We start from the raw sequence: 11650 nt of genomic DNA, 5'->3' as shown, positions 1-11650 counted from the left end.
TTGTTGCCGCCAAAAACAAGATAAAACAGAAAACAGGCGATATGGCCCGATTATGCAAACGATTAACCCATGTTTCCTCAATGGTCATGTACTGCTCCAGCCTTCCCCAGCTCTGATTTAATGATGAAGCTGTTACTCGTTGCATAGTCTTCGCCTGCAAACAAGCCTTCGACTACCTCAGCCATCTGGCTATCGCTGCGACCTAGTTTGAGCGGACGCATTTCGAAATACTCTCCGTAGCGACCAAACACTACCGACTGGTCATTCAGTGTCTGTATCGCTTCCAGCGACACCGCCACCGGGACTTCGACTGCTTCGGTCTGCAAATCGGCCTTGACGAACATGCCAGGGCGCCATTGTTCATCCCGATTATCGAGCTGCACCCGGGCAATAGCTGTGCGTGTTTGCTCGTCAAGCAGTGTCGTCACGTAAATTACCTTACCTTCCCGCGTCAAATCATAGGCATTTGCCCGGATGACAGCCTGCTGACCTATGTGAACCTGATGCAGATTCCGGGGGAATACCCTGACAGCCGCCCAGACTGTGGAAATGTCAGCAACGATATACGCAGTCTTATCCTCCTTGACGACCTCTCCTGTAACAATTGCTTCATCAATGACAATCCCGGAAATAGGAGAACGGATTTTATAATGCGCAATATTTTCCCAAGACAACCCGGATTCTGGTTGTACGCCCAGCGCTCGCAAGCGCTCGGCTGCCAGCTGGGTTGCTATGCTGGCTTCTTCCCGTTGCTGTTGTGCCACAAGGTAATCCTGTTTTGCTGTGATTTTTTCCCGCCACAACTGCTCTTCCCGATCATAAATTGTTTGTGCCAGCACCAAGCGCTTGCGGGCAAGCAGGTATTGACTGCGCAAATCGGCCAGCATGGCACTTTCCATGATCGCAAGTACCTCTCCCTTTTTCACTCTTTGTCCGTGATGGCGTTTAATCGACACCACCATGCCGGGCAAACGCGGCACGACATGCACGATATGATGTTCATTGAAAATAATTTCGCCCGGCAGCGTAATTTTAGAGTGAATGGCGGCAGGACCAGCTGTGGCCAGTTCAATACCGTTGCTTTGCATCGCCGTATCGGACATTTCTACACGCGCCTCAACCTCGCTGTGATGCCAGCGATAGGTCTTGCCCTGATATTCAGCGACAATGACCAGCTCGAAAGAATGAGGTTCTCCCACTTCCTGATCGCTAACCAGATAGTCACTTTCCGGCCTGAAGTGAAACAGTTGCGCCGGCCTGCCAAGACGGGACAATACAATCGTTACCTTTACTTCAGTCGGTGCCAGTGGTTGTTTCTGTCGATATGGATAGAGCCTGAATTGTGGAAACGTGCCACTCTCATGAATAGTCAACTCAAGGCTTAAATCATCTTCCGAGAACAGCTCCCCGCCCTTCGGTCCGATTGTTGATTGATGTTCAGTTGTCCCTGCAAAAGAATGAGATGACTCTTCAGCATCCGGCAGCCTGAATTTATCCTGGATCAAAAGCAACGCCCCTAGCAAAATGCCAACCAGAATAACTGCCACAATGGGTAATCGTCCGCTAACGTTCATTGATTACGCTCCTTCCCTTGAGTATTGAGCTTTGTGTAATCTGCAGCTGAATCAGCAAGCGGTGCTGCAATCAACTGCTCGATGATATTGACCAGACGTTGATAATTGGCCAGTGCCCGCACATAAAGAATACGATTCTGGAAAAAAGCGCGCTGGGTATCCAGCATTTCCAGAAAACTGAATTTACCCAGCTGGTAACCCCGATTGGTAATCTCAAAGGCATTCTGCGCACCCGGCAACACCTCATCATGCAATACCCGAATCTCATTCCGGGCAGCCAGCAGATTCTCGTAGTTACGTGCAAATTCTGTTCTAAGTTGCAATTCAACGGACGCGCGTTCATCCATTGCTTTATTCAGGCGCTGGCGGGCTTCCAATTCATTTCCCTGATTACGATCGAAAATTGGAATAGGAATAGATATATCCAGCACAGCAGTAGTCTTGTTTAGACTGAAATAGCGCTGAATACCTGCACCAACTGTTACATCAGGAATTTTATTCGCTTTTTGCAACTCGACCATCGCCTCACGCTGCGCGATATTTTTAAGGCTTTGCAGCATAATCGGGTTTTCTTCAAGGCGTTTTACCAGCTGATCAAATTCCGGTATCTCAACAAATGATTCCAGTTCTCCCAAGGCCTGGCCGAAGCGCGGCTCCGCCTCCCCCCAGAGAAGCGCCAACTTTGCCCGCGCCGCTGACAAATTGCGCCTACCCTGTTCCAGTTCAATACTCGCAGCGGATAATGCTACCTTTGAACGAGTAGCTTCAATAGGCGGCGCTTTCCCCGCTTCGACCCGTTTAACAACTGTTTTCATTGCCTTTTGCATCAGACGCAAAGTGTCGTCCATCACGCTTACATGCACCTGATTTTCCAGCACATCAATAAAAGCATTGGCAGTACGGGCAATAACTTCCAACCGTTTGGCAGCATAAGCCTGATTGGCCAGCTCCTGCCCCAGTGTTGCCACACTCACCCGGGCAGATCGCTTACCACCAAGCTCAATCAACTGACTGATACGGAAAGTTGTAAATCTTTCTATTTTCGGGTTGGAGGAATCAATACTTTCTGCCCCGACACTGAATTCAGGATTTTTCAGCAAACCGGCCTGTAATTTTGTCCCTTCATAAGCAGCTACTTCTCTGGAATAAGCTGCCAGTTCAGGATTATTTTGCAAAACCTGTTGCAGCGCCTGACGCAAGGTCAGATCCTCACCTCTCTCCGCCAGTATATTGATGACTGGATGGGTATCGGCATAAGCCATGCCATGCCCCAAGATAGGTATAATTCCTGCAAAGAATAATGCAAAGACAAGCACCATCTGCCTTGTGCGAAGTTGTTGCAATATTGTCTTCGCTGTCTGATACTCAATCACGATGATTCCCCATGAACAGTCATGCCGTAAGTTACACACCGGATATTGCGAAAACAACCTTAATATTCAGAATTCAAGACTGTTTCTGCAACAGTGTCGGACGGCATGCCAGATAATCATCCGGCATGCCGAAACCGTCATACCGGTAAAAAATTGACTCAGGAGAAAAAGCGGGGAGGACGAAAAAAAGGATCAGGAACCGATTCCGGGAAAGCTTTAACTACACTTTCGACCATCACCTCCCTGGTTGCAACAGTGACTATCTGCAAAGCCGGGTGCAAATAGAAAGGTTGAAACTGGCCGGCAGCATGCAGGCACAAATGGGTAGCAGCATCCCAATCTATGGTGCTATCAAGTGTTTGATGTAATTCAAGATGTTTATCGGGGTACATCAGAAACAACTCCCCGTGATGCAGATGAGCCAGTTCGTGTGCGAATATCTTACTGTTGAATGACCATCCAAATGTATTTGCCAGCATGCTGACAAGAAATGTCAGAACGATGAATCTGGCAGCAAGAGGTTTATTCATTTGAAAAACATTGGCATACATCAATTTAACAGCTGGTAATATAACACTAACACGTAAATTCGAGTATCCGTCATCTCAGGATTAACAGGAGAAAACCAGAAAAACCATTCGGCTTTCTCAAGTAAAAGCCCAAGTGGTTACAGTATCTCCACGCCTTCCATCATTAACATCTCTACCAGCGCTATTAACGGTAACCCGATCAACGCATTGGGATCTTCCCCGGTTATACGTTCGATCAGGGCAATACCCAATCCTTCCGATTTTGCACTGCCCGCACAATGGTAAGGCTGTTCTCTCGCGAGATAACGTTCAATCTGATCATCATTTAACTCACGATACTTCACCGAGCAAGGAACAATACGCGCTTGCAGAAAAGCTGTACGACTGTTAAATAAACATAGCGCCGTATGAAAAACAACCTCCCTGCCACGCATCAAGCGCAGCTGCCGAACAGCATTTTCATGATTCAGTGGTTTGCCTAATTGTATTTTATCCAACATAGCAACCTGATCCGCCGTGATAATGAGTGCATCAGGAAACTGCTTTACCAATGCATACGCCTTTTCTTTTGCCAGGCGCAGTGCTGTCACATCCGGCGTCTCTTCAGGCAAGGCAGACTCATCAATGGCCGGATTTGCGGTTTCAAAAGGGATTTGTAAATGCTGAAGCAGTTCACGCCGATAAACCGAGCTGGAACCTAGCACAAGCCGGGGGTAAATAGTGCGACTTTTCAAAATATTATAGTAGTATACTGATTTGTAATTTTGACACTTTTCCATAAAAAATATAACATGCGCGCCTTATGTCCGACCAACTTGTTATAAATACGCTGGATTTTGTCCGCAGCAACAAATTCCTTCAAGGAAGCATCCCTTTAGTTAACCTTGAACGACTGCACAGTTATCTGGCAAATACATCAGGAGAGCTAGTCTATCTGATCTCCGGGCTGTTTGATGAGCACAACAGGCCCATGCTGAAAATATCAGTCAGCGGAAGCGTTGCTTTAAATTGCCAGCGCTGCCTGGGGAAAATGGAATATGAACTTGATCTGGAAACAGGACTGCTTCTGGCCAGAAGTGCGGATGAGCTGTCACGTTATGACGAAGATATTTTCGTGGATGCGATTTATGCTTCGAACGAACTGAGTGTTCTAACTCTGGTAGAGGACGAAGTCATTCTTGGCCTGCCGATATCTCCTCGTCATCAGGATACCGGGTGCTGCCTGTCAACCGAAACCGGAATATATGCAACCGCCGCAAAAGAGCATCCTTTTACCATATTGGCATCGTTGAAACGAACACACTAAATTGATATTTTTGGGAGTTAAATTATGGCTGTACAACAAAATAAGAAATCTCCTTCCAAGCGCGGGATGCATCGTTCCCATGATGCATTAACCAACCCGCCACTCGCGATCGAACCGACTACCGGGGAAACACATTTACGGCATCACATCAGCCCGAACGGTTTTTACCGTGGGAAAAAAGTAATTAAAACTAAAAACGACGATTGATGACCCCAGCTGGTTCTTCATCATATCTGCCATCCACCCCTTTTTGACACGTGAGCATAACAGTAGCAATTGATTGCATGGGTGGTGATCACGGCCCGCATGTCACGGTTCCGTCGGCTGTTGAATATCTGCGTCATGACCGCGACACCAACATTATCCTGGTTGGCAGGCCAGAGATCCTCACGAAGGAATTGAATGCGCTTAACATATCGCCTGACTCGCGACTCAGGCTGTATCCGGCAAGCGAGATCGTTGGTATGGATGAACATCCGGCTATCGCTCTACGCAACAAAAAAGACTCTTCCATGCGTGTAGCGCTTAACCTGGTCAAAAACGGTGAGGCGCAAGCATGCATCAGTGCAGGAAATACGGGAGCATTGCTGGCAACCTCACGCTTTGTACTCAAAACCATCCCGGGAATAGATCGCCCCGCATTGGCAGTCGTTCTGCCTACTATTTCAGGACATACCTATGTGCTGGATCTGGGGGCTAATGTCAACTGCACGGCTGAACACCTGTTCCAGTTTGGTGTAATGGGTGCAACACTGGTTTCATCTGTCGAGAACAAGCCCAATCCAAGTATTGGACTCTTAAATATTGGCGAGGAAGATATCAAGGGTAATGATGTCGTCAAACAGGCAGCGGGATTATTCCGTAGCAGCGGCCTGAATTTTTACGGCAACATTGAGGGGGATGATATTTATCGCGGGACGACCAACGTCGTAGTATGCGATGGTTTCGTTGGCAATGTCGCGCTCAAGACTTCGGAAGGATTGGCTCAGATGCTGGCCAGCTACCTGCGTGAGGAATTCAGACGCTCTTTATTCAGCAAGCTAGCAGGGTTGGTAGCTCTGCCGGTAATCAATGCCTTCAGGCGGCGCGTTGATCATCGACAGTACAATGGCGCCAGTCTGCTGGGATTGCGTGGTACTGTCATAAAAAGTCACGGATCTGCCGATAGCTTTGCATTTCGCTGCGCCATCAAACGTGCTGTAGATGAAATACGCGGTGGCACCTTGCGACGCATTGTCGAACATATTGAAACACTGCGATACAACATTGAGCAAAACATTACACAACCGGCATCAGTAGAGTGAGCAACTGAACATGGCTATGTATTCACGCATAATTGGTACCGGAAGCTATCTGCCGGAAAAAATCCTGACCAACCTGGAGCTTGAATCCATGGTTGATACCAGTGATGAATGGATACAGGCACGGACTGGCATCAAACAACGTCATATTGCTGCGCCGGGCCAGATGGCCAGCGACCTTGCTTTGGAGGCCAGTCGAAATGCCATCGAGGCTGCAGGTATTCAGGCAAGTGATATTGATCTGGTAATTGTTGCAACCACAACGCCGGATATGATTTTCCCAAGCACAGCTTGTATTCTGCAAAATAAACTCGGCATATCTGGTAGCCCTGCATTTGATGTTCAGGCCGTCTGTAGTGGGTTTATTTATGCCTTGGCTACAGCGGATATGTTCGTCAGCTCCGGAAAATCCCGTAACGCACTGATAGTTGGCAGCGAAGTATATTCCCGGATTATGGATTGGAACGACCGCAGCACTTGTGTTCTGTTTGGAGATGGCGCAGGTGCGGTAGTTCTTACCCGGGATCAAAAACCGGGAATTCTCTCATCCCATTTACACGCAGATGGAAGCTATAGTCAGGTTCTTTCAGCCCCTGCCTCTATTCATTCCGGAAAGATACAAGGCACACCCTTCATCACAATGGAAGGCAGCACGGTATTCAAATTTGCCGTTAAAGTCCTGGAAGAAGCGGTACTAGAAGCATTGCATGCAAATGATCTACAATCTTCCGATATCGACTGGCTGATCCCTCATCAGGCCAATATCCGTATTATCACCTCAACAGCGAAAAAGCTGGGTATACCTGAAGAGAAGGTAGTAGTGACTGTTACACAACATGGCAATACTTCAGCTGCTTCTGTACCGCTGGCACTGGATCAGGCAGTTCGAGACGGGCGTGTCCAGTCAGGCCAGCATGTTGTGCTGGAAGGTGTGGGAGGTGGATTCACCTGGGGATCAGTTCTGGTACGCTGGTAAAACATGAAGATTGCTTTTATTTTTCCCGGGCAGGGATCTCAGTCAGTCGGTATGATGGATGGTTATTCTGAACTTCCATCAATACGTGAGACGTTCAATGAAGCATCAGATATTCTGCAACAGGATCTGTGGTCGTTAGCCAGTAACGGACCAGCAGACACTTTGAATCTCACAACCAATACCCAGCCTGTCATGTTAACCGCTGACGTGGCCATCTACCGTGCATGGCAGCAGGCAGGAGGTACCCAACCACATTATCTGGCCGGTCATAGTCTTGGCGAATATGCTGCGCTGGTAGCTGCCGAATCACTTAGTTTGGGTGATGCCCTGAAATTGATTCGTCATCGCGCAGAAGTCATGCAAGAAACTGTTCCCGAAGGAACAGGAGGCATGGCAGCCATTGTCGGGCTGGATAATGACACTATTTCTTCAGTATGCGCTGAAGTAATAAATATGCTGCCAGATACTTCACTGGAGCCTGCGAACTTCAATGCCCCAGGCCAAGTCGTCATCGCTGGCCATTCTCAGGCAATTGCACAAGCAGTAACACTCGCAAAATCAAAAGGAGCAAAACTGGCAGTTATACTGCCAATGAGTATTCCTTCACACTGCTCACTCATGCAACCAGCAGCCGAGAAATTTGCACTTCTACTGGAAAAAACCACATTCCAACCTCCCCGAATTCCTGTTTTGCACAACGTCGATGTCCAGCAGCACCCAGAAATAGCTTCTATTCGTGAGATACTTGCGCGCCAGCTCGATAATCCGGTTCGCTGGACAGAGACAATTCAAGCCCTTGCGGGACTGGGTGTAAGACATGTTGTGGAGTGTGGTCCAGGCAAAGTGTTATCCGGACTGACGCGACGCATTGATAAGAATCTGGAGAATATCGCGCTAACTGATTCCAACTCCTTTCTCAAAACGGTAGGAACGTTGAAATAGTACGTCAGTAATGCATTATTAGAAATAACTCTTCCATCAATTCATAAACTCTCGGAATGATGCTGGAACATAAAATTACACTGGTAACAGGAGCGAGTCGCGGCATCGGTAAAGCTATCGCTCTGGAGCTGGGAAAGTACGGTGCAACTGTTATTGGCACTGCAACTTCCGAGAGCGGAGCTGACCATATCAATCAGTATCTGGGTGAGGCTCATGTATCAGGCATGGGTCTGGTTATGGATGTTAGCAATATCGAGCATATTAATAATGGTATTGAAACCATACAAAAATCGTTGGGTGATGTTGCAATACTGGTCAACAACGCCGGTATTACGCGTGACAACCTGCTTGCCCGCATGAAGGATGACGAATGGGATAGTGTCTTGCAGACCAACTTGAAATCCGTGTTTTGTTTAAGCCGCGCTGTCCTGCGCGCCATGATGAAAGCACGCAGTGGCCGCATTATTAATATCTCGTCAGTAGTCGGTACTACCGGGAATCCCGGGCAGACCAATTATGCAGCGGCCAAGGCGGGAATGATGGGCTTCAGCAAATCGCTTGCAAAAGAAATTGGTAGCAGAAACATTACCGTAAACTGTGTAGCTCCGGGGTTTATAGATACCGACATGACCCGTTCGCTCTCATCAGATCTGCAGCAGTCACTCATCCAGCATATCCCTCTTGGGAGATTGGGTCGTCCGGAAGATGTTGCTGCGGCTGTCGTTTTCCTAGCCTCCCCAGCTGCAGACTATATTACTGGAGCCACATTACATGTAAACGGCGGAATGTATATGGAATGACCTGATTTCTGATATTTTTAGCAAACCCTTTCAAGATTATGGAACATTCATTATTTTTTTTGTAGCAGTAAATGACATCTGGCCTATATGGCCGGGTAGATTTTGCCGGTTGTTTGAAATTTGTTAAACTTGCGAGAGTTTTTTTACCTGATAAGGATGGGTATTCAATGGAAATTACTGAAATAGAACAGCGTATCAAGAAAATTGTAGCCGAGCAGCTAGGTGTTAACGAGTCAGAAGTTAAGAACGAATCCTCTTTCGTCAACGATCTGGGAGCGGATTCACTTGATACAGTTGAACTCGTCATGGCACTGGAAGAAGAATTTGAATGCGAAATTCCTGATGAACAAGCCGAAAAAATCAATACAGTTCAAGAGGCTATCGATTTCGTAGCTGCTAATTCAACTCAGTAAGAATAATTTTTTCAATGATTCAGCGGAGTCGTTTTGTCCAAGCGTAAAATAGCCATTACCGGGTTAGGCATTGTCTCACCTATCGGCAATACGGTTCCCGAAGCATGGGAAAACGTAATTGCCGGGAAATCCGGTATTACACAAATCACACGTTTTGATATATCAGATTTTTCCTCAAAAATTGCTGGGGAGGTCAAAGAATTCGAGATAACAGAGTATCTCTCTGCCAAGGAAGCACGCCGTATGGATATTTTTATCCAGTACGGGATGGCAGCGGCTATTCAAGCTGTCAAGGATGCCGGAATCAGTGATGTAACTCGATTCGATGCTGAGCGTATCGGTGTTAATATTGGCTCCGGAATCGGTGGCCTGCCCATGATTGAAAATACCAACGCAGCCTATCATGCGGGTGGCCCCCGAAAAATCTCCCCCTTCTTTATCCCCGGCACCATTATCAACATGGTGGCCGGTAATTTATCCATCATGTTTGGGTATAAAGGACCCAATCTTGCCATTGTTACTGCCTGCACCACCGCTACACACTGCATTGGCAGCTCTGCCAGAATGATTGAGCACGGTGACGCGGATATTATGATCTGTGGTGGTGCAGAATCATGCATAACTCCGCTGGCTGTTGGGGGATTTGCCTCCGCCCGCGCCCTGTCATCAAACAATGACGATCCGGCGACAGCAAGCCGGCCATGGGATCTCAAAAGAGACGGATTTGTCCTGGGAGAAGGTGCAGGCATCCTGGTTCTGGAAGAGATGGAACACGCCAAAAAACGTGGCGCAAAGATTTATGCGGAGCTGGCCGGATTCGGCATGAGTGCGGATGCTTATCATATGACAGCCCCCTGTGAAGATGGTGAAGGTGCCGCTCGCTGCATGAAGAACGCATTATCTGACGCGCAGTTGAATCTGGAAGATATCCACTATATCAATGCACACGGAACATCAACGCCTTTGGGCGACATTGCAGAAACAGTTGCAGTCAAACGTTGCTTTGGAGCACACGCCGGAAGCCTGGCAATCAGTTCCACCAAATCGATGACCGGGCATTTGCTGGGTGCGGCAGGAGGTGTGGAAGCAATTTTCTCTACTCTGGCCATTTTCCATCAGATTGCTCCACCCACCATTAATCTTGATGAGCCTGATCCCGAATGTGATCTGGATTATGTACCCAACACTGCCAGAGAAATGAAAATTGACACCGCGCTGTCAAACTCATTCGGATTTGGTGGAACTAACGGTACATTAGTCTTTCGAAAAACCTGAATATCATTTCCCGTGTTTCTGGGATGTGGTATTTGGGAATAATCGAAATACATATGAGAATAACTGATTATGCTTTCCGGGGAAATATCTGGCATGATCAGTTAACCGAATACCTGAGTGTACTGACATGCCTGAATCGACACGTTCACTACGACTTCTGAGTTTCGTTCTTTTAGTCATTCTGGTTGTCAGCACGCTATTTTCCATATGGTTCTACCGCCTGGTCACAACACCAGTAGAACTTCCAGTCATACCCTGCGAGTTTTCAATTGAACCCCGAGGTAGTCTGCGTAATATCGCTCAACAATTAACCGATGCGGATATTCTCCCTAATGCATGGTCTTTCATACTTCTTGCACACATGACAGGATATAACGCATCGCTCAAAGCGGGTGAATATGAGCTTACCCAAAATTTGTCACCACTGGATCTGCTGGAATACCTGACTCAGGGAAGAGTCAAGCAACATACGATTACTTTTCTTGAGGGATGGACTTTCTCGCAATTTAGAAAAGTACTGGATGAACACCCGGCTATCCATCATGTATCAAGCGAATTCAGCAATTTAAAACTACTGGAGCTAATCGGGGCAAAAGAACCAGGAGTCGAGGGCATTTTTTTTCCGGATACTTATTTTTTTACCAAAAACAGCAGCGATCTGACAATTCTGAAACGTGCCTACCATGCCATGCAGCGACACCTTGAAACAGAATGGATTTCAAGACAAAAATCACTCCCGTTGAAGAACCAGTATGAAGGCCTGATTCTTGCTTCGATCATAGAGAAAGAAACGGGAAGAGACAATGAGCGCGCCTGGATTGCAGGTGTGTTTGTCAATCGTTTACGCCACAACATGAAACTCCAGACTGATCCAACAGTAATTTATGGCATGGGAGATAAGTTCGGTGGGAATCTGCGCAAGATCGATCTGCAGACCGATCATGCATACAATACCTATACCCGGCCCGGCCTGCCCCCCACCCCCATTGCCATGCCGGGACTGGCTTCCATCCGGGCAGCTTTTAACCCTGCTATTACTGATAAGCTCTACTTTGTTGCCAAAGGTGACGGAACTTCGCACTTCTCATCTACGCTTGAAGAACATAACCGTGCTGTTCTGAAATACCAGAAAAATCGTCCATAGAAATATCCTGATCCTG

The 11650-nt window shown here is 47.4% G+C and carries 13 protein-coding genes; 9 read left to right on the top strand and 4 right to left on the bottom strand.

Going from position 1 to position 11650, the window contains the following annotated elements:
* Positions 1–77: 77 nt before the first annotated feature.
* The 4 genes from ABF86_RS02440 to ABF86_RS02425 all read right to left on the bottom strand — a co-directional run bounded on the left by ABF86_RS02440 (position 78) and on the right by ABF86_RS02425 (position 4211).
* Positions 78–1574 (bottom strand): efflux RND transporter periplasmic adaptor subunit, encoded by a 1497-nt coding sequence (locus tag ABF86_RS02440; protein ID WP_160803444.1) that lies wholly within the window; start codon positions 1572–1574, stop codon positions 78–80.
* Positions 1571–2947: a TolC family protein gene (locus tag ABF86_RS02435; RefSeq protein ID WP_345889557.1), complete on the bottom strand. Its 1377-nt coding sequence runs from the start codon at positions 2945–2947 to the stop codon at positions 1571–1573. Before ABF86_RS02435 ends, ABF86_RS02440 begins: the two co-directional genes overlap by 4 nt.
* Positions 2948–3105: 158 nt before the next feature.
* Positions 3106–3477 carry a hypothetical protein gene (locus tag ABF86_RS02430; RefSeq protein WP_240142192.1) on the bottom strand — a complete coding sequence of 124 codons (372 nt, stop codon included), beginning with the start codon at positions 3475–3477 and terminating at the stop codon, positions 3106–3108.
* A gap of 137 nt (positions 3478–3614) precedes the next feature.
* Positions 3615–4211 carry a Maf family nucleotide pyrophosphatase gene (locus ABF86_RS02425; protein WP_193565659.1) on the bottom strand — a complete coding sequence of 199 codons (597 nt, stop codon included), beginning with the start codon at positions 4209–4211 and terminating at the stop codon, positions 3615–3617.
* A 68-nt stretch (positions 4212–4279) separates the two neighbouring features.
* On the opposite strand from ABF86_RS02425, the gene ABF86_RS02420 reads away from it, so the two are divergent.
* From ABF86_RS02420 to mltG, 9 genes are all read left to right on the top strand, one after another.
* A complete protein-coding gene (locus ABF86_RS02420) occupies positions 4280–4783 on the top strand; it encodes a YceD family protein (protein ID WP_160803441.1) in 504 nt (167 codons plus the stop codon).
* 24 nt (positions 4784–4807) lie between these two features.
* Positions 4808–4990, top strand: a complete 183-nt coding sequence (gene rpmF / locus ABF86_RS02415; protein WP_011633591.1) for a 50S ribosomal protein L32 — start codon at positions 4808–4810, stop codon at positions 4988–4990.
* 50 nt (positions 4991–5040) lie between these two features.
* A complete protein-coding gene (plsX, locus tag ABF86_RS02410) occupies positions 5041–6087 on the top strand; it encodes a phosphate acyltransferase PlsX (RefSeq protein ID WP_074709557.1) in 1047 nt (348 codons plus the stop codon).
* A 16-nt stretch (positions 6088–6103) separates the two neighbouring features.
* A complete protein-coding gene (locus ABF86_RS02405; protein ID WP_041353666.1) occupies positions 6104–7060 on the top strand; it encodes a beta-ketoacyl-ACP synthase III in 957 nt (318 codons plus the stop codon).
* A 3-nt stretch (positions 7061–7063) separates the two neighbouring features.
* Complete coding sequence (gene fabD / locus ABF86_RS02400; protein ID WP_074684702.1) at positions 7064–8002, top strand: ACP S-malonyltransferase; 939 nt, start codon at positions 7064–7066, stop codon at positions 8000–8002.
* Positions 8003–8058: 56 nt separating this feature from the next.
* On the top strand, positions 8059–8802 hold the full coding sequence (fabG, locus tag ABF86_RS02395) for a 3-oxoacyl-ACP reductase FabG (RefSeq protein ID WP_074684701.1): 744 nt from the start codon (positions 8059–8061) through the stop codon (positions 8800–8802).
* A 173-nt stretch (positions 8803–8975) separates the two neighbouring features.
* Entirely contained in the window at positions 8976–9215 is a 240-nt protein-coding gene (gene acpP, locus ABF86_RS02390; RefSeq protein WP_143032835.1) for an acyl carrier protein, read from the top strand.
* A gap of 33 nt (positions 9216–9248) precedes the next feature.
* On the top strand, positions 9249–10490 hold the full coding sequence (fabF, locus tag ABF86_RS02385; protein WP_074684700.1) for a beta-ketoacyl-ACP synthase II: 1242 nt from the start codon (positions 9249–9251) through the stop codon (positions 10488–10490).
* Between the two features lie 127 nt (positions 10491–10617).
* Positions 10618–11634, top strand: a complete 1017-nt coding sequence (gene mltG / locus ABF86_RS02380) for an endolytic transglycosylase MltG (RefSeq protein ID WP_011633584.1) — start codon at positions 10618–10620, stop codon at positions 11632–11634.
* Positions 11635–11650 lie beyond the last annotated feature (16 nt).

It is taken from the genome of Nitrosomonas sp. GH22, from assembly GCF_009833115.1.
GTDB lineage: Bacteria > Pseudomonadota > Gammaproteobacteria > Burkholderiales > Nitrosomonadaceae > Nitrosomonas > Nitrosomonas eutropha.
This window is presented reverse-complemented; position numbering and strand designations above follow the sequence as displayed.